The 16,919-nt window shown below is 48.6% G+C and carries 20 protein-coding genes; 11 read left to right on the plus strand and 9 right to left on the minus strand.

All coding sequences use genetic code 11. From position 1 onward, the window contains the following. Positions 1-13 precede the first annotated feature (13 nt). Positions 14-289: a DNA-directed RNA polymerase subunit omega gene (rpoZ, locus tag C0K55_RS22120; RefSeq protein ID WP_000135058.1), complete on the minus strand. Its 276-nt coding sequence runs from the start codon at positions 287-289 to the stop codon at positions 14-16. Between the two features lie 54 nt (positions 290-343). Further along, positions 344-967 carry a guanylate kinase gene (gmk, locus tag C0K55_RS22125; RefSeq protein WP_001517448.1) on the minus strand — a complete coding sequence of 208 codons (624 nt, stop codon included), beginning with the start codon at positions 965-967 and terminating at the stop codon, positions 344-346. 257 nt (positions 968-1,224) lie between these two features. Between gmk and ligB the strand changes: the two genes are divergently transcribed. Continuing rightward, complete coding sequence (ligB, locus tag C0K55_RS22135) at positions 1,225-2,910, plus strand: NAD-dependent DNA ligase LigB (RefSeq protein ID WP_038355031.1); 1,686 nt, start codon at positions 1,225-1,227, stop codon at positions 2,908-2,910. Here the strand turns inward: ligB and C0K55_RS22140 are convergent. Both C0K55_RS22140 and C0K55_RS22145 read right to left on the minus strand, forming a co-directional pair. Beyond that, positions 2,907-3,524, minus strand: coding sequence for a trimeric intracellular cation channel family protein (locus tag C0K55_RS22140; protein WP_001517449.1), 618 nt, complete (start codon positions 3,522-3,524; stop codon positions 2,907-2,909). The two genes, ligB and C0K55_RS22140, sit on opposite strands and share 4 nt — an antisense overlap. Before the next feature lie 253 nt (positions 3,525-3,777). Next, a complete protein-coding gene (locus tag C0K55_RS22145; protein ID WP_000621334.1) occupies positions 3,778-4,641 on the minus strand; it encodes a YicC/YloC family endoribonuclease in 864 nt (287 codons plus the stop codon). A gap of 126 nt (positions 4,642-4,767) precedes the next feature. On the opposite strand from C0K55_RS22145, the gene rph reads away from it, so the two are divergent. Together rph and pyrE are read left to right on the plus strand one after the other, a co-directional pair. Then, positions 4,768-5,484: a ribonuclease PH gene (gene rph, locus C0K55_RS22150; RefSeq protein WP_001247086.1), complete on the plus strand. Its 717-nt coding sequence runs from the start codon at positions 4,768-4,770 to the stop codon at positions 5,482-5,484. Positions 5,485-5,549: 65 nt separating this feature from the next. Beyond that, positions 5,550-6,191, plus strand: a complete 642-nt coding sequence (pyrE, locus tag C0K55_RS22155; RefSeq protein ID WP_105266700.1) for an orotate phosphoribosyltransferase — start codon at positions 5,550-5,552, stop codon at positions 6,189-6,191. Between the two features lie 36 nt (positions 6,192-6,227). On the opposite strand, the gene slmA is transcribed toward pyrE, so the two are convergent. From slmA to coaBC, 3 genes are all read right to left on the minus strand, one after another. Beyond that, entirely contained in the window at positions 6,228-6,824 is a 597-nt protein-coding gene (gene slmA, locus C0K55_RS22160; RefSeq protein ID WP_000818603.1) for a nucleoid occlusion factor SlmA, read from the minus strand. Between the two features lie 106 nt (positions 6,825-6,930). Continuing rightward, the gene (gene dut, locus C0K55_RS22165) at positions 6,931-7,389 is read right to left on the minus strand and encodes a dUTP diphosphatase (RefSeq protein ID WP_000976070.1); all 459 of its coding nucleotides are present in this window, start codon (positions 7,387-7,389) and stop codon (positions 6,931-6,933) included. Then, positions 7,367-8,587 carry a bifunctional phosphopantothenoylcysteine decarboxylase/phosphopantothenate--cysteine ligase CoaBC gene (coaBC, locus tag C0K55_RS22170; protein WP_000050132.1) on the minus strand — a complete coding sequence of 407 codons (1,221 nt, stop codon included), beginning with the start codon at positions 8,585-8,587 and terminating at the stop codon, positions 7,367-7,369. The genes dut and coaBC overlap by 23 nt, the downstream gene beginning before the upstream one ends. Before the next feature lie 171 nt (positions 8,588-8,758). Between coaBC and radC the strand changes: the two genes are divergently transcribed. The 4 genes from radC to mutM all read left to right on the plus strand — a co-directional run bounded on the left by radC (position 8,759) and on the right by mutM (position 10,974). Continuing rightward, entirely contained in the window at positions 8,759-9,427 is a 669-nt protein-coding gene (gene radC, locus C0K55_RS22175; RefSeq protein WP_001517452.1) for a RadC family protein, read from the plus strand. Positions 9,428-9,643: 216 nt separating this feature from the next. Beyond that, the gene (gene rpmB, locus C0K55_RS22180; protein WP_000091955.1) at positions 9,644-9,880 is read left to right on the plus strand and encodes a 50S ribosomal protein L28; all 237 of its coding nucleotides are present in this window, start codon (positions 9,644-9,646) and stop codon (positions 9,878-9,880) included. A 20-nt stretch (positions 9,881-9,900) separates the two neighbouring features. Beyond that, on the plus strand, positions 9,901-10,068 hold the full coding sequence (gene rpmG / locus C0K55_RS22185) for a 50S ribosomal protein L33 (protein ID WP_001051798.1): 168 nt from the start codon (positions 9,901-9,903) through the stop codon (positions 10,066-10,068). 96 nt (positions 10,069-10,164) lie between these two features. Continuing rightward, positions 10,165-10,974, plus strand: a complete 810-nt coding sequence (gene mutM / locus C0K55_RS22190) for a bifunctional DNA-formamidopyrimidine glycosylase/DNA-(apurinic or apyrimidinic site) lyase (protein WP_001114550.1) — start codon at positions 10,165-10,167, stop codon at positions 10,972-10,974. Between the two features lie 38 nt (positions 10,975-11,012). On the opposite strand, the gene coaD is transcribed toward mutM, so the two are convergent. Next, complete coding sequence (gene coaD, locus C0K55_RS22195; RefSeq protein WP_001171877.1) at positions 11,013-11,492, minus strand: pantetheine-phosphate adenylyltransferase; 480 nt, start codon at positions 11,490-11,492, stop codon at positions 11,013-11,015. Between the two features lie 7 nt (positions 11,493-11,499). Beyond that, the gene (gene waaA, locus C0K55_RS22200) at positions 11,500-12,777 is read right to left on the minus strand and encodes a lipid IV(A) 3-deoxy-D-manno-octulosonic acid transferase (RefSeq protein WP_000891578.1); all 1,278 of its coding nucleotides are present in this window, start codon (positions 12,775-12,777) and stop codon (positions 11,500-11,502) included. 406 nt (positions 12,778-13,183) lie between these two features. Here waaA and rfaQ point away from each other — a divergent pair, with 406 nt between their 5' ends. From rfaQ to C0K55_RS22220, 4 genes are all read left to right on the plus strand, one after another. Beyond that, positions 13,184-14,254 (plus strand): lipopolysaccharide core heptosyltransferase RfaQ, encoded by a 1,071-nt coding sequence (gene rfaQ / locus C0K55_RS22205; RefSeq protein ID WP_105266699.1) that lies wholly within the window; start codon positions 13,184-13,186, stop codon positions 14,252-14,254. Beyond that, positions 14,251-15,375 (plus strand): lipopolysaccharide glucosyltransferase I, encoded by a 1,125-nt coding sequence (rfaG, locus tag C0K55_RS22210; protein ID WP_061090977.1) that lies wholly within the window; start codon positions 14,251-14,253, stop codon positions 15,373-15,375. Before rfaQ ends, rfaG begins: the two co-directional genes overlap by 4 nt. Further along, positions 15,368-16,165: a lipopolysaccharide core heptose(I) kinase RfaP gene (gene rfaP, locus C0K55_RS22215; RefSeq protein WP_061090976.1), complete on the plus strand. Its 798-nt coding sequence runs from the start codon at positions 15,368-15,370 to the stop codon at positions 16,163-16,165. The genes rfaG and rfaP overlap by 8 nt, the downstream gene beginning before the upstream one ends. Positions 16,166-16,200: 35 nt before the next feature. Then, positions 16,201-16,919, plus strand: a 719-nt coding sequence (locus tag C0K55_RS22220) for a lipopolysaccharide biosynthesis protein (protein ID WP_105283439.1), incomplete at its 3' end; no start/stop codon positions are given.

A 16,919-nucleotide genomic window follows, 5' to 3' on the forward strand; every position in this document is an offset into this window, starting at 1 on the left:
ACCCGCTTTGTGATTAACGACGACCTTCAGCAATAGCGGTAACGGCTTGTAATTCAGCGGCTTCCTGCTCTTGCTGTTCCTGGCGTTCGCGAACGTCGAGGATCTGGTTGTTGATCAGACCTTCTTCGATTTCGCGCAGCGCGATTACTGTAGTTTTATCGTTTTCTTCCGGTACTAGCGGATCCTTTCCGCCTACCTGCATCTGACGAGCGCGACGCGCGGCGACCAGTACCAGGTCAAAACGGTTACCAATTTTCTCTACAGCGTCCTGAACAGTTACGCGTGCCATACTTAAAAAGCTCCACAGGTGAAGAAATGACTGGGCATGATACTGAAAGAAGGTTCAGTCTGCCAACAATTTGCTGATTAAAGCGTCATGACGTTGCTTTTGGCGACTCATGCGCAAGCGTTCGGCGCGAATAATGGTCTTCAAATCGGTCAATGCGGTATCGAAGTCATCATTCACAATCAAATAATCATATTCGGCGTAATGGCTCATTTCTGCAACTGCTTGCGCCATACGCTTTGCAATGACCTCTTCGCTGTCCTGACCGCGACCGCGTAGACGGCGGTCCAGCTCGATTTTGGACGGCGGTAAAATAAAGATACTACGCGCATGCGGCATCTTCTGGCGAATTTGCTGCGCACCCTGCCAGTCGATATCAAGAAAAACATCCACACCGCTTGCCAGTACTTGCTCAATGGCCTCGCGCGAAGTGCCGTAGTAATTACCGAACACTTCCGCGTGCTCAAGGAATGCATCTCTGCTAATCATTTCTTTAAATTCATCATGATTAACAAAAAAGTAATGCTCACCGTGTACTTCACCAGGACGCGGTGCGCGCGTGGTGTGTGAAACAGAAACCTGGGTGTCATACAACGGTTGGGTTTTTAATAAAGCCTGAATCAGGCTGGATTTACCCGCGCCACTGGGGGCAGAAACAATATAAAGCGTGCCTTGAGCCATGAGTATCTTTCGTATGTGATTAGCGAAATAAAGCCTACATACGAGCTTATTATACACGGCGTGGCCATGTGACGTAGCCCTTGCTCACACTTTTTGCGCAAAGTTGTTGCGTTTTGCGTAGCTGTTTCCGCTATTCCCTGTCATTTACTGCAATCAGGACGATTCTCTGGAAGCATCATCGCACACTTCAGTTTTGCCTCTCGGCTTTGCATTCACCTCGTTGTATACCTGCCAGGCTGACAACAGTGGAGGTGACGATGAAAGTATGGATTGCAGTGTTAATGAGTGTTTTATGCTGGCAATCATCGGCGCAGGGAGTCTGCCCAGTCTGGTCGCCAGCCAGAGCGCATGAAGAAATTTCCCGCCTGCAACAGCAAATAAAACAGTGGGATGAGGATTACTGGAAAAAGGGAAAAAGTGCTGTTGAAGACGGCGTTTATGATCAACTCAGCGCCCGCCTTGCACAGTGGCAACGTTGTTTTGGTGAAGAGGCAACTCGTGAAGCCATGATACTGCCTTTAATTGGAACCGTAATGCATCCAGTTGCTCATACTGGAGTGCGTAAGCTGGCGGATAAAAATGCATTGAGCCTTTGGATGCGTGAACGCAGCGATCTTTGGGTGCAGCCAAAAGTTGATGGTGTCGCGGTAACTCTGGTCTATCGTGACGGAAAACTGATTAAGGCGATCAGCCGTGGCAATGGCCTGAAAGGTGAAGACTGGACGCAGAAAGTGCGCTCGATTCCTTCTGTACCGCAATCCGTCAGCGAACCTTTAGCCAATAGCACACTGCAAGGAGAAATATTTCTCCGGAGCGAAGGCCATATCCAGCAGCAAATGGGCGGAATGAATGCGCGTGCAAAAGTTGCAGGTATGTTGATGCGCCAGGACAATAACGACACGCTAAATTCGCTGGGCGTTTTTATCTGGGCGTGGCCGGATGGACCGCAGTTAATGGCCGAGCGATTGCAGCAGCTTGCAAGCGCGGGATTTAGTCTGACGCAAGCGTACACTCACACGGTGAAAAATGCTGATGAGGTTGAGCGAGCACGTAATGAGTGGTGGAAAGCGAAATTGCCCTTCGTCACCGATGGCGTGGTTGTGCGAGCGGCTAAGGAACCCGAATCCCGCCATTGGCTACCGGGGCAGGCGGACTGGCTGGTGGCGTGGAAATATCAACCTGTGGCACAGGTTGCTGAAGTGAGTTCGATTCAGTTTGCAGTGGGCAAAAGCGGAAAAATATCGGTGGTGGCGTCACTCGCACCAGTCATGCTGGATGATAAAAAAGTTCAGCGGGTGAATATTGGTTCCGTCAGACGCTGGCAGGAGTGGGACATAGCGCCAGGCGATCAAATCCTCATAAGTCTTGCCGGTCAGGGTATTCCACGTATTGATGATGTGGTGTGGCGGACTGCGGAACGCAGAAAGCCGACACCGCCAGAAAACCGCTTTAACTCGTTGACCTGTTACTTTGCTTCTGATGTTTGTCTGGAGCAATTCATATCACGCTTAGTCTGGTTGGGGTCAAAACAGGTTTTGGGGCTGGATGGCATTGGCGAAGCTGGCTGGCGCGCACTGCATCAGACGCATCGCTTTGAGCATATCTTTTCCTGGCTTTCATTAACGCCAGAGCAATTACAGAACACGCCAGGGATAGCGAAAAGTAAAAGCGGGCAGTTATGGCATCAGTTTAATCTGGCTCGTAAGCAGCCTTTTACCCGCTGGGTGATGGCAATGGGAATACCGTTAACCCGGGGGGCGCTTAATGCCGGTGATGAACGGTCCTGGACGCAACTTTTGCAGAGAAGTGAACAACATTGGCAGCATCTGCCGGGAACCGGATCTCGTCGCGCCAGCCAGATTATTGAATGGAAGAATAATGTGCAAATCAAGACGCTAGGTAGCTGGTTGGCTACCCAGCAGATCGCAGGTTTTGTACCTTAATGACCTTCGTGGCTGTAGTAAAAAACGGGTAATCCCAGTTTAAGACGCAGTGCCAGCAAGCGAGCAAAAAAGCCAAACACCAGGGTGGAGATAATCACCACATCATGGTTGGAAACATAGTGTTGCAGTGCGATATACAGCACGGCGGAAGCAAATGAAACCCCGGCATACAGTTCTTTCTGAAAGACCAGCGGGATGCGTTTACAGAACATATCGCGCAAAACACCGCCAAATACGCCGGTTGTCACCGCAGCGACAACGGCAATGACCGGGCCGTGGCCCATATCCAGCGCGACCTGTGCGCCAATGATAGAAAAGACCACCAGTCCGAGCGCATCTAACACCAGAAAGACTTTGCGCAGGTAAGGCATTACGGGAGCAACAATAGTGGTGAGTACCGCGGCGGTGGCGACGATAATCACATATTCCGGATGTTTGACCCAGCCGAGCGGATAGTGGCCCAAAAGTATATCCCGTACTGAACCGCCGCCGATTGCAGTGGCGGTCGCAATAATAATTACGCCAAATGTATCCATGCGCCGCCGTCCGGCCGCCAGCGCTCCCGTCATGGCTTCGGCAGTAATGCCAACCAAATACAAAATGTGTAACAGCATGGTTCTCTCCCTAAAAATCTGTCTGGCAGGGTAGCGATTTGTACGCATCGTCACGATTGAGATTTTTTAAGGTGAGAGGTTATTGATAATATTTAGTTATGTGAAATTGGTGTTTTCTGTAGTTTTAATGCGTTTCTCTTAGATTGTCAGGAGAAAAATGCATTAGAAATATTAGGGCGTGTTTTAAAGTAAATAAGAAGTCTGTATACGTAGCGCCGCTGTAATTTAACAACGGCCTACGGAATTATGAGGGTTACTCGATATTCTGAATCTGTTCGCGCATTTGTTCGATCAGTACTTTCAGTTCAATAGCTGAATTAGTTACTTCGGCATTGATAGACTTCGAGGCCAGGGTGTTCGACTCGCGATTAAACTCTTGCATCATAAAGTCCAGACGACGGCCAACCGCTTCTTTTTTCTTCAGAATGTTGTAGGTCTCTTTGACATGCGCTTCGAGGCGGTCCAGCTCTTCGGCAACGTCAATTCGTTGCGCCAGCAGCACTAACTCTTGCTCCAGGCGATTGTTTTCCAACTGTACCTGAGCATCTTCCAGTTTCGCTACCAGACGTTCACGCTGCCATTGCAGGATTTCCGGCATATGGGCACGAACTTTAGCCACTTCGGCGGTGACACCTTCCAGACGCTGCTCGATCAACGCTTTCAGCGCCTGACCTTCGGTTTCGCGCGCGACAATAAAGTCGTCAAGAGTACCATCCAGCGCAGCGAGAATTTCAGCGGCAATGGCGTCGAGATCCTGCTCCTGAGCTGCCATCACACCCGGCCAGCGCAGGATATCAACCGGGTTGATTTCCCCTTCGTCGCTCTGCATTTTTACCCAGTTAGCGGCAGTTACGAGCTGTTTAGCCAGCTTTTCGTTGAGAATCAGCTCGCCTTGTGCGCTAACATCTGGCTCATAGCGCAGGGTGCATTCCACTTTACCGCGCGTCAGGCGAGAACGAATACGCTCGCGAACGACAGGTTCAAGGCTACGGAACTGCTCCGGCAGACGAAAGTAAGTTTCCAGATAACGCTGGTTTACCGAGCGCATTTCCCAGGTTGCGCTCCCCCATTCACCCTTGATTTCACGCCGGGCGTAGGCGGTCATACTGCGGATCATAGACGTTCCTGTTTTTGAAAGGAGAGGTGGAAGGATTATAGCCATCGATGCCTTGTCAGGATAGGAATAACCGCCGGAAGTCCGTATAATGCGCAGCCACATTTGTTTCAAGCCGGAGATTTCAATATGCGTCCAGCAGGCCGTAGCAATAATCAGGTGCGTCCCGTTACCCTGACTCGTAACTATACAAAACATGCAGAAGGCTCGGTGCTGGTCGAATTTGGCGATACCAAAGTGTTGTGTACTGCCTCTATTGAAGAAGGCGTGCCGCGCTTCCTGAAAGGTCAGGGGCAGGGCTGGATCACCGCAGAATACGGTATGTTGCCGCGCTCCACCCACACCCGTAACGCCCGCGAAGCGGCAAAAGGTAAGCAGGGCGGACGCACGATGGAAATCCAGCGTCTGATCGCCCGTGCATTGCGTGCAGCGGTTGATTTGAAAGCGTTGGGTGAGTTCACCATTACGCTGGACTGCGACGTACTTCAGGCCGATGGCGGCACGCGCACTGCTTCGATCACCGGTGCTTGCGTGGCGCTGGCAGATGCGCTGAATAAGCTGGTTGAGAATGGCAAACTGAAAACCAACCCGATGAAAGGCATGGTAGCTGCGGTTTCGGTGGGTATCGTTAATGGCGAAGCGATTTGCGATCTGGAATATGTTGAAGACTCTGCCGCAGAAACGGACATGAACGTGGTGATGACCGAAGATGGGCGGATCATTGAGGTTCAGGGAACGGCAGAAGGCGAACCATTCACCCACGAAGAACTCCTCACCTTGTTGGCGCTGGCCCGAGGGGGAATCGAATCCATTGTAGCGACGCAGAAGGCGGCGCTGGCAAACTGATTTTTAAGGCGACTGATGAGTCGCCTTTTTTTTGTCTGTAGAAAAGTAAGATGAGGAGCGAAGGCATGAAACCATATCAGCGCCAGTTTATTGAGTTTGCGCTTGGCAAACAGGTATTAAAGTTTGGTGAGTTTACGCTGAAATCCGGGCGTAAAAGCCCCTATTTCTTCAACGCCGGACTATTTAATACCGGGCGCGACCTGGCACTGTTAGGCCGTTTTTACGCTGAAGCGTTAGTGGATTCTGGCATTGAGTTCGATCTGCTGTTTGGCCCCGCTTACAAAGGTATTCCGATCGCGACCACAACCGCTGTGGCACTGGCGGAGCATCATGACCTTGACCTGCCATACTGCTTTAACCGCAAAGAAGCAAAAGACCACGGCGAAGGTGGCAATCTGGTTGGTAGCTCGTTACAAGGACGAGTAATGCTGGTGGATGATGTGATCACCGCCGGAACGGCGATTCGTGAGTCGATGGAAATTATTCAGGCCAATGGCGCGACGCTTGCTGGCGTGCTGATTTCGCTCGATCGTCAGGAACGTGGTCGTGGCGAGATATCAGCGATTCAGGAAGTTGAGCGTGATTACAACTGCAAAGTGATCTCTATCATCACCCTGAAAGACCTGATTGCTTATCTGGAAGAGAAGCCGGACATGGCGGAACATCTGGCAGCCGTTAAGGCTTATCGCGAAGAGTACGGGGTTTGATAAAAAACGCCGGATGGTAAGTCATCCGGCGTCATTTTACTGCAACTGCGCGGCAATCAACGGCCAGCGAGCGTCAAAGTCATCCGTCGGGCGGTATTTAAACTCGCTGCGGACAAAACGAGACAGCATCCCTTCACAAAATGCCAGAAGTTGGCTTGCCAGCAACGTTTCATCGGTGGTGTAACCTTCACCCTCACGCATTCTCTTTTCACGCAATACCTGACGCAGTTGCGCTTCAATACGCTCGAACAGTTGGTTGATGCGCCCTTGCAGGCGGTCTTGTTCGAACATTAGCGCATGGCCGGTGAGGATACGGGTCAGGCCTGGATTACGCTCGCCAAAACCGAGAAGTAGCAACACAATCAGACGCAGACGCGCAGTGGTGTCCTTCTCATCTTTCAGAATCAGATTAATGCGAGTAATCAGGCTATCTTCGATAAACTCAATCAGGCTATCGAACATGCGGGTCTTACTGGGGAAGTGGCGATACAGAGCCGCTTCGGAAACGCCGACAGAGGCGGCCAGTTTCGCCGTCGTGATACGTTGGCTTCCATCGCTGGATTCCAGCATCAGCGCCAGAGACTGAAGTATTTCTTCGCGACGGTTCCTTTTCGCAGTTTGTTTTTCTGCCATGTTACAAAATACCCCTGAAAATAAGCACTTGCCAGGCGGCACCCACGCTATGACCGCAAACAAAATGTTTGCGGCGATGTTATGACGTTATTTGGATGCGTATGTGTTACTGACGACCAGAGTGACCAAAGCCGCCTTCACCGCGGTCAGTAGCGTCAAAATCTTCCACCAGATTAAATTCAGCCTGTACCACCGGAACAAAAATCATCTGTGCGATACGTTCACCAGGTTGAATGGTGAAGCTGTCCTGACCACGGTTCCATACAGAGATCATCAATTGGCCCTGATAGTCGGAATCGATCAATCCCACCAGGTTGCCGAGCACGATACCGTGCTTATGGCCCAGCCCGGAGCGCGGCAGCATCATCGCCGCCAGTGAAGGATCGGCAATATGAATCGCCAGTCCGGTCGGCACAAGTGTCGTGTCGCCCGGTGCCAATTCTACGGCGTCGTCGAGACAAGCGCGCAGGTCAAGTCCGGCAGAACCAGAAGTGGCATAAGTCGGGAGTGGAAATTCCTTCCCAACGCGCGGGTCCAGAATCTTAACGTCGATTTTCTTCATCATAACGGGTCACAATCTCGTCGAGTAATAATTGGCCAAGGAGCTCTTTTCGCTCAAGCGGTAAGATTTTATCGCCATCTTGCCAGAAAAGGTGTAATGCGTTTTTGTCGCTATTAAAGCCTTGAGTTGGCTGGGAAACATCGTTCGCGCAGATCAGATCAAGGTTTTTACGGATACGTTTTTGTCGGGCGTATTCTTCCACATTATTTGTTTCGGCCGCAAATCCAACAACATAAGGCCGATGGTCTTTTAATGCGGCAACACCGGCGACGATATCGGGGTTTTTAACCATTTTTATTGTTAATTCATCGCCCGGCGTGGCCTGCTTTTTGATTTTTTCGCGGGCAACGGTAGCTGCGCGATAATCCGCAACGGCAGCGCAACCGATAAATATATTTTGCTGTTGTACAGAAGCCTTCACGGCCGCTTCCATCTCCAGTGCGGTTATCACGTCAATACGTTTCACAAACGGTGGCGTCGGTAGCGAAACCGGGCCAGAAACCAGCGTGACGTTTGCTCCTCTACGTGCTGCTGCTGCGGCAATGGCGAATCCCATCTTGCCGGAGCTGTGATTAGAGATGTAACGCACCGGATCGAGTGGTTCACGTGTCGGACCCGCGGTAATCATAATATTCAGATGTTTCAGGTCGTTGACGGGGGAGAAATGGGCCACCGCCATATCAACAATGGTTAACGGATCGAGCATTCGCCCAGGGCCGATATCACCACAGGCCTGGCTGCCGCTATCTGGCCCCCAGATCAACAAACCTCGCGAGGCAAGTACCTCTAAATTATGCTGAGTAGCTGCAGCCCGATACATCTGCTGGTTCATTGCTGGCAGCACGGCAACAGGCGCAGGCGTCGCAAGGCAAATCGTTGATACCAGATCATTCGCCATACCGGCAGCAACGCGGGCAATCAAATCCGCTGTCGCTGGAGCAAGAATCACTAAGTCAGCCCATTTTCCCAGCTCAATATGGCCCATTGCCGCTTCGGCAGCCGGGTCCAGCAGACTGTCGGAAACGGGATAACCAGAGACTGCCTGCAAGCTAAGTGGAGTGATAAAGGCTTTTGCCGCTTCGGTCATGGCTACACGGACGTCGGCCCCGCGATCGCGCAAACGACGCACCAGTTCAGGGGTTTTATAGGCAGCAATACCGCCGCTGACGCCAAGAACGATTTTTTTACCGGCCAGGCTCATGATGATTTTTCCTGTTGGGTGACACCAGAAGTTGGCGATTTTATCACAATACTTTTGTTGTCGTGCTTTCACCTGAGAATCACTTTGCGAGGCGCTTTCCAGGATTGAAAACTGACCGTCGATTTAACCAAACGACTATGACAGGATGCGCCCTCCACAAAGGAGGTGAAGGTGAAAAGCAATGCTGACTTGTTGATGCCACGTGAAAAAATGCTGAAGTTGGGTATTAGCGCGTTAACGGATATTGAACTGCTGGCGCTGTTTCTGCGTACAGGAACGCACGGAAAAGATGTGCTAACCCTGGCAAAAGAGATGCTGGAGAATTTCGGCTCTCTTTACGGCTTGTTATCCTCTGAATATGAACAAGTTAGAGGCGTTCATGGAATAGGTGTGGCGAAATTCGCCCAGTTAAAGGGGATTGCCGAACTGGCCCGGCGTTACTACAACGTGCGGATACGCGAAGAAAGCCCGTTACTTAGCCCGGAGATGACGCGCGAGTTTTTACAAAGCCAGCTTACGGGCGAAGAGCGCGAGATCTTTATGGTGATCTTTCTCGACACTCAACACCGGGTACTTACTCACAGCCGATTGTTTTCCGGCACACTAAACCATGTGGAAGTCCATCCGCGTGAGATTGTTCGGGAAGCGATAAAAATAAACGCGGCGGCACTGATCCTTGCCCATAATCACCCTTCGGGTTGTGCTGAACCCAGTAAAGCGGATAAACTCATCACCGAACGGATAATAAAAAGTTGTCAGTTCATGGATTTACGCGTGCTCGACCATATCGTGATTGGGCGTGGAGAGTATGTTTCTTTTGCCGAACGCGGCTGGATTTAACCCGCTATGCGCGATCCTTCGGGATCTTTGTCTGTTCGGGACTTGAGCACATCGCTGAGTCAGCGTATACTACGCCACCTTTGAGAATCTCGGGTTTGGCATTTGGGCCTGGCAATCGAGAGTTCACATAGAACTGCGATGACCGGGCTGTAAAGCCTGACGAGGCGCCAATACCCCATACGAAGCTCGAGCTAATTTGATTTTTGGAGAATAGACATGTCCCGAGTCTGCCAAGTTACTGGCAAGCGTCCGGTGACCGGTAACAACCGTTCCCACGCACTGAACGCGACTAAACGCCGTTTCCTGCCTAACCTGCACTCTCACCGTTTCTGGGTTGAGAGCGAGAAGCGTTTTGTCACCCTGCGCGTATCTGCTAAAGGTATGCGTGTAATCGATAAAAAAGGCATCGATACAGTTCTGGCTGAACTGCGTGCCCGTGGCGAAAAGTACTAAGTACTTAGAGGAAATAAATCATGGCTAAAGGTATTCGTGAGAAAATCAAGCTGGTTTCTTCTGCTGGTACTGGTCACTTCTATACCACTACGAAGAACAAACGTACTAAGCCGGAAAAACTGGAACTGAAAAAATTCGATCCAGTTGTACGCCAGCACGTGATCTACAAAGAAGCGAAAATCAAATAATTCTCGCTTTGATGTAATAAAAACCTCGCTCCGGCGGGGTTTTTTGTTATCTGCTTGCCCCCATATTGACTGCATCTGTTCATTCCAGGAGATGCTATGCCTGAATTACCAGAAGTTGAAACCAGCCGCCGCGGCATTGAACCGCATCTCGTTGGCGCGACCATTCTTCATGCGGTGGTCCGCAACGGGCGTTTGCGCTGGCCAGTCTCGGAAGAAATCTACCGTCTAAGTGACCAGCCGGTGCTTAGTGTGCAGCGCCGCGCTAAATATCTGCTGCTGGAATTGCCGGAAGGCTGGATCATCATTCATCTGGGTATGTCTGGCAGTCTGCGCATACTTACGGAAGAACGTCCTCCTGAAAAGCATGACCATGTTGATTTGGTGATGAGCAACGGCAAAGTGCTGCGATATACCGATCCTCGTCGCTTTGGTGCCTGGTTGTGGACCAAAGAGCTGGAAGGACACAATGTGTTGGCACATCTTGGACCGGAGCCGCTTAGCGATGATTTCAACGGCGAATACCTGCATCAGAAATGCGCGAAGAAAAAGACAGCGATTAAACCCTGGCTGATGGATAACAAGCTGGTGGTGGGCGTGGGGAATATCTATGCCAGCGAGTCACTGTTTGCTGCGGGGATCCATCCGGATCGGCTGGCGTCATCGCTGTCGCTGGCGGAGTGCGAACTGCTGGCACGGGTGATTAAAGCAGTGTTACTGCGTTCTATTGAGCAGGGCGGCACGACGCTGAAAGATTTTCTGCAAAGCGACGGAAAACCAGGTTATTTCGCGCAGGAATTACAGGTTTACGGGCGTAAAGGCGAACCGTGTCGGGTTTGTGGTACGCCGATTGTGGCGACTAAACATGCGCAGCGGGCGACATTTTATTGCCGACAGTGCCAGAAGTAATTCATGCGAGCCGGATGGCATTCCATCCGGCATAAAAGCTACGCTAACTTCGCCATCAGCGCCTGATGGACATTCTTCGGCAGGAAATGGGTGACATCACCCTGATGGCGCGCAACTTCTTTCACCAACGATGAAGAAATAAACGACCACTCTTTCGAAGGCATCAAGAAGACGCTTTCCAGCTCCGGCATTAAGTGGCGATTCATATGCGCCAGTTGCATTTCATATTCAAAATCTGCTACCGCACGCAGGCCACGAATCAGTACCGTGGCTTGTTGATTACGGGCGAAGTTCGCCATCAAATCACTAAAACCGACCACTTCAACGTTATCCAGATGTGCAGTTGCCTGCTGAGCCAGCGCCACACGCTCTCCCAGGGTAAACATTGGTTTTTTACTGGGGCTGGCGGCAATCGCCAGAATAACGTGATCGAACATCTGCGTAGCGCGCGTCACGATATCGATATGACCATTGGTAATGGGATCGAAAGTCCCCGGATAAATCGCCCGTTTTTGCATAACAACCTCAATGCGTTTTCGGTGGCAGGTAAGGTTCCAGCAGTTGAAGCAGACGCTGCAGCGCGCCCTGGTTTTGATACAGCACTTCAACGGCATGACGGCCATAGAAACTACGGTAATCGGCGTCAGTGAGCAAAGAGGAAACCTCTTTTGCCAGTGACGCGGCATCGGTGACGGTAATCAGCCCGCTTGCCTGCTCCAGCCGTGCGCAAATGTCTTTAAAGTTAAAAGTATGCGGCCCCATCAGTACCGGAATAGCGTGTGCGGCGGCTTCCAGCGGATTATGCCCACCGCGTTCGACCAATGAACCGCCAACAAAAGCGAGATCGGCAATGCCATACAGCAGCATCAGCTCGCCCATCGTATCGCCAATTACCACTTGTGTACTGGCGGAAGGGATTTCTCCGGAAGAGCGTGTGATATAGCTTAGCCCAGCCTGGCGGACAAGGTTAATCGCATCCGGGAAGCGTTCCGGATGACGTGGAACAAGAATGAGCAATAAATTAGGGAACTGCTGCAACAGCGCCTGATGTGCGGCAATCACCACACTCTCTTCGCCATCGTGAGTGCTGGTGGCAATCCATACCGGACGATGAGGAGCCCACTGGCGGCGCAGTGTTACTGCTTTAGCGGCTAGCTGCGGAGTTACCGAGATATCGAATTTCAGGCTACCAGTCACAGTCACCTGATTATTTTTTGCGCCCAACGCTACAAAACGCGCGCCATCTTCTTCGTTTTGCGCGGCGATTAGTGTAATACGACGCAACAAGCGACGAACAAATTTGCCCAGTTTGGCGTACCCCGCCGCAGAGCGTGCAGAAAGTCGCGCGTTGGCGATAACCAGCGGGATCTTGCGCTTATGTAGTGCCGCAATCAGGTTAGGCCACAGCTCCGTTTCCATAATCAACACCAGTTTAGGATCGACTTTATTAAGAAAACGGTTGAGCGCATCGGGTAGATCGTAAGGCAGATAGACGTGCTGAACATCTTTACCGAAAGCAGATTGCACGCGTTCCGAGCCGGTCGGCGTCATAGTCGTGACGGTAATTGGCAAATCAGGATAGCGATGACGCAGTGCGCGCACCAACGGGATCGCCGCCAGGGTTTCACCGACGGAGACGGAGTGCAGCATGATGCCGCCTTGTTTCAGCGGATGGCGGTAAAAACCGTAACGTTCACCCCAGCGTTTTCGATAGGCCGGAGCCTTACGTCCGCGCACCCAAAGCCGTATCCAGATCAACGGCTGAATAAGGTAGAGAAGGGCGGTGTAAAGCAATTCAAGCATAATAAATAGCTGACTTATGGATGTGCTGGGGATTCTATGTATTTAGCTGGGGCTTTACCATTACTTTTCCCGTTTTTGACTTAAATAGCTTCTGTTTGGCCTGAACTGCCGCTACATCTCCAGTTTTTTTGTATTTTTATGCGATTTATTGAAACTCGACCCTATTTTCAACTCTACATCGGCTATACCGGTATTATCTGCGCGCTTTTTCTTATCTATATGATTTTTATGATTAAAACATATTTTGTGTATAAAAATCATTCGGGTCGGATTGCTGCGAAAGAAATGCTACACTAGCACGTCAAAGTAAGTGCGTTATCAGTATTCAGGTAGCTGTTGAGCCTGGGGCGGTAGCGTGCTTTTTTTCTGCTTAACTTAACCAGACAATCATACAAAAGAGTCGCTAGTGGAAAAGCCATTTCGAAAAATCCTGGTCATAAAGATGCGATATCATGGAGATATGTTATTAACCACTCCTGTCATCAGTACGCTCAAGCAGAATTATCCTGATGCAAAAATCGATATGCTGCTTTATCAGGACACCATCCCTATTTTGTCTGAAAACCCGGAAATTAATGCGCTCTACGGTATAAGCAATAAAAGTGCAGGAACATTCGATAAAATTAAAAATGTGCTTTCATTGATAAAAACTCTGCGTGCGAATAATTACGACCTGGTCATTAATCTTACGGATCAGTGGATGGTGGCACTGTTGGTACGTTGTTTACCCGCACAGGTGAAAATATCGCAACTTTATGGTCATCGGCAGCATAGCATCTGGAAAAAAAGCTTTACACACTTAGCGCCAATACACGGCACACATATTGTTGAGCGTAATTTATCGGTCCTTGAGCCATTAGGTATTACCGATTTCTACACTGATACAACAATGAGTTACGCCGAAGATTGCTGGAAGAAGATGCACCAGGAATTAGATGCTCTGGGCGTGAAAGAGCATTATGTTGTTATCCAGCCGACTGCTCGTCAGATATTTAAGTGCTGGGATAACGATAAATTTTCTAAGGTTATCGATGCGTTGCAACAGCGTGGGTATCAGGTTGTGCTGACCTGCGGGCCTTCGGCAGATGATCTCGCCTGTATCGATGAAATAGTGCAAGGCTGCCAAACAAAACCTGTCGCTGGCCTTGCGGGTAAAACACGGTTTACTGAACTGGGTGCTTTAATTGATCATGCCGTACTCTTTATTGGTGTGGATTCTGCACCAGGACATATTGCAGCGGCAGTGAAAACGCCAATAATTAGTTTATTTGGTGCAACTGATCACATATTCTGGCGTCCCTGGACTGAGAATATTATTCAATTCTGGGCGGGGAATTATCAGCAAATGCCGAGCCGACATGAACTTGACCGCAATAAAAAATATCTTTCTGTTATCCCCGCGGAAGATGTTATCGCCGCTACGGAAAAGCTGCTGCCAGAAGATGCCCCTTCAGTTGACAGGAATGCACAATTATGATCGTGGCGTTTTGTTTATATAAATATTTTCCTTTTGGTGGGCTTCAACGTGATTTTATGCGTATTGCATCAACCGTTGCCGCACGAGGCCACCATGTTCGGGTCTATACGCAGTCGTGGGAAGGCGAGTGCCCAAAAACATTTGAGCTTATTCATGTGCCAGTTAAGTCCCATACCAACCATGGACGCAATGCAGAATATTATGCCTGGGTACAAAATCATCTCAAAGTGCATCCCGCTGATCGCGTTGTTGGGTTTAATAAGATGCCTGGGTTGGATGTTTATTTTGCCGCTGATGTTTGTTACGCCGAGAAAGTTGCGCAAGAAAAAGGTTTTTTATATCGTCTAACATCACGTTATCGTCATTATGCCGCATTTGAGCGAGCGACTTTCGAGCATGGTAAATCGACGAAACTCATGATGTTGACTGATAAGCAAATCACCGATTTCCAGAAGCATTATCAAACTGAACCTGAACGTTTTAAAATTCTTCCCCCCGGCATCTATCCGGACAGAAAATACAGCGAGCAAATCCCAAATAGCCGTGAAATTTATCGCCAGAAAAATGGCATAAAAGAGCAACAAAACTTATTGCTACAAGTTGGATCAGATTTTGTTCGTAAAGGTGTGGATCGCTCAATTGAAGCTTTGGCAGCGTTACCGGAATCATTACGCCACAATACGCTTTTGTTTGTTGTTGGCCAGGATAAACCGCGAAAATTCGAAGTGCTGGCAGAAAAACTCGGCGTGCGGAGCAACGTGCATTTCTTTTCCGGTCGCAATGATGTGTCAGAATTAATGGCTGCAGCCGATTTATTATTGCATCCCGCTTATCAGGAAGCTGCTGGTATCGTTCTCCTTGAAGCGATCACTGCTGGATTACCTGTTTTGACAACAGCGGTATGCGGTTACGCGCATTATATTGCCGATGCCAATTGTGGAACGGTTATCGCTGAACCTTTCTCCCAGGAACAATTAAATGAAGTTTTACGTAAATCATTAACACAATCTTCATTGCGAATGGCCTGGGCGGAGAATGCTCGCCATTATGCCGATACTCAGGATTTGTATAGCTTGCCAGAGAAAGCCGCGGATATCATTACAGGTGGTTTAGATGGTTGAATTAAAAGAGCCGCTTGCCACACTTTGGCGTGGTAAAGATGCTTTTGCCGAAGTTAAGGAACTGAATGGCGAGGTCTTCCGCGAACTGGAGACACGTCGCACATTACGCTTTGAACTGTCCGGGAAAAGCTATTTTCTTAAATGGCACAAGGGGACAACATTAAAAGAGATTATAAAAAATCTGCTCTCATTGCGGATGCCCGTTTTGGGTGCAGACAGAGAGTGGCATGCTATTCATCGCCTGAGTGATGTCGGTGTTGATACGATGAATGGCATTGGGTTTGGTGAAAAAGGTTTAAATCCATTAACCCGTACATCATTTATTATTACCGAAGATCTCACTCCCACGATTAGCCTTGAAGATTATTGTGCAGATTGGGCAGTCAACCCACCTGATGTGCGTATTAAACGTATGTTGATCACGCGAGTGGCAACCATGGTGCGTAAAATGCACGCAGCAGGGATAAATCACCGTGACTGTTACATTTGCCACTTTTTGCTTCATTTGCCATTTACTGGCCGGGAAGATGAATTAAAAATTTCGGTTATCGATCTACATCGGGCGCAGATACGCTCAAAAGTACCGCGCCGTTGGCGCGATAAAGACTTGATTGGCTTATATTTCTCATCAATGAATATTGGTCTGACGCAGAGAGATATATGGCGATTTATGAAGGTTTATTTTGGAATGCCTTTACGTACAATATTCTCTCTTGAACGAAATTTATTAAACATGGCAAGCATTAAGGCCGAACGTATTAAAGAGCGAACACAACGAAAAGGTTTATAAAATATTTATCAGTATGTACTGGAACTAACTTTATTATGACTATTTATTTTATAAACTGGGTTGCAGATTATGAATTAAAAATGATCCAGTATCTGAAAAGAAAGCACAAGATAAAAAATATAACAACACCAAAGAAATATAACTGGATTAACAAGAAGATCTTGAAAATAGGGATGGATAATGCATGGCTGGGACGATTATTCATAAAACATTACCTCAGTGATGTTAAAAAAGATGATATCATTATCTTTAATGACAGTGTGATTAATAAAGGTATCAACAAACAAATCTTAAAAAATATCAACTGTCATAAAGTTCTACTTCTAAGAAATACTGTTAGTGACGATTTTATTTCTGATAATGCTAATTATTTCGATGTTATATATGATTTTGAGCATAGATTTATAGGGAATAAAAAGGTCAAAGCAATAGATCAGTTTTTTCCTGTAGGGATGGAAGATATTTCAAAATATAGTTTATCTGAAAATAATAACAGCCAGCCTATATGTTTTTTTCTTGGTCGTGATAAAGGGCGTCTTCAAATAATTAATGAATTAGCCGACAGACTAACAACATTAGGATGTAAGGTGGATTTTAATGTTGTTAAAGATAAAACATCGTCTCTGAATTCAAAGTATTTGCTTGAAAAGCAAATACCGTATGAAGAGAATATTAGAAAAACATTAAACGCTAATATAATTGTTGATATAACTAAAGAAAACCAATCTGGTTGGACACTTCGTATACTTGAAGC

The sequence above is a fragment of the Escherichia sp. MOD1-EC6098 genome, assembly GCF_002965865.1.
In the GTDB taxonomy this organism is placed as follows: Bacteria; Pseudomonadota; Gammaproteobacteria; order Enterobacterales; family Enterobacteriaceae; genus Escherichia; species Escherichia marmotae.

Bases quoted from the DNA above. Each gene is read 5' to 3' on its own strand.
- rpoZ (WP_000135058.1), bottom strand. From the start codon at position 289: ATGGCACGCGTAACTGTTCAGGACGCTGTAGAGAAAATTGGTAACCGT.
- gmk (WP_001517448.1), bottom strand. From the start codon at position 967: ATGGCTCAAGGCACGCTTTATATTGTTTCTGCCCCCAGTGGCGCGGGT.
- ligB (WP_038355031.1), top strand. From the start codon at position 1,225: ATGAAAGTATGGATTGCAGTGTTAATGAGTGTTTTATGCTGGCAATCA.
- C0K55_RS22140 (WP_001517449.1), bottom strand. From the start codon at position 3,524: ATGCTGTTACACATTTTGTATTTGGTTGGCATTACTGCCGAAGCCATG.
- C0K55_RS22145 (WP_000621334.1), bottom strand. From the start codon at position 4,641: ATGATCCGCAGTATGACCGCCTACGCCCGGCGTGAAATCAAGGGTGAA.
- rph (WP_001247086.1), top strand. From the start codon at position 4,768: ATGCGTCCAGCAGGCCGTAGCAATAATCAGGTGCGTCCCGTTACCCTG.
- pyrE (WP_105266700.1), top strand. From the start codon at position 5,550: ATGAAACCATATCAGCGCCAGTTTATTGAGTTTGCGCTTGGCAAACAG.
- slmA (WP_000818603.1), bottom strand. From the start codon at position 6,824: ATGGCAGAAAAACAAACTGCGAAAAGGAACCGTCGCGAAGAAATACTT.
- dut (WP_000976070.1), bottom strand. From the start codon at position 7,389: ATGATGAAGAAAATCGACGTTAAGATTCTGGACCCGCGCGTTGGGAAG.
- coaBC (WP_000050132.1), bottom strand. From the start codon at position 8,587: ATGAGCCTGGCCGGTAAAAAAATCGTTCTTGGCGTCAGCGGCGGTATT.
- rpmB (WP_000091955.1), top strand. From the start codon at position 9,644: ATGTCCCGAGTCTGCCAAGTTACTGGCAAGCGTCCGGTGACCGGTAAC.
- rpmG (WP_001051798.1), top strand. From the start codon at position 9,901: ATGGCTAAAGGTATTCGTGAGAAAATCAAGCTGGTTTCTTCTGCTGGT.
- mutM (WP_001114550.1), top strand. From the start codon at position 10,165: ATGCCTGAATTACCAGAAGTTGAAACCAGCCGCCGCGGCATTGAACCG.
- coaD (WP_001171877.1), bottom strand. From the start codon at position 11,492: ATGCAAAAACGGGCGATTTATCCGGGGACTTTCGATCCCATTACCAAT.
- waaA (WP_000891578.1), bottom strand. From the start codon at position 12,777: ATGCTTGAATTGCTTTACACCGCCCTTCTCTACCTTATTCAGCCGTTG.
- rfaG (WP_061090977.1), top strand. From the start codon at position 14,251: ATGATCGTGGCGTTTTGTTTATATAAATATTTTCCTTTTGGTGGGCTT.
- rfaP (WP_061090976.1), top strand. From the start codon at position 15,368: ATGGTTGAATTAAAAGAGCCGCTTGCCACACTTTGGCGTGGTAAAGAT.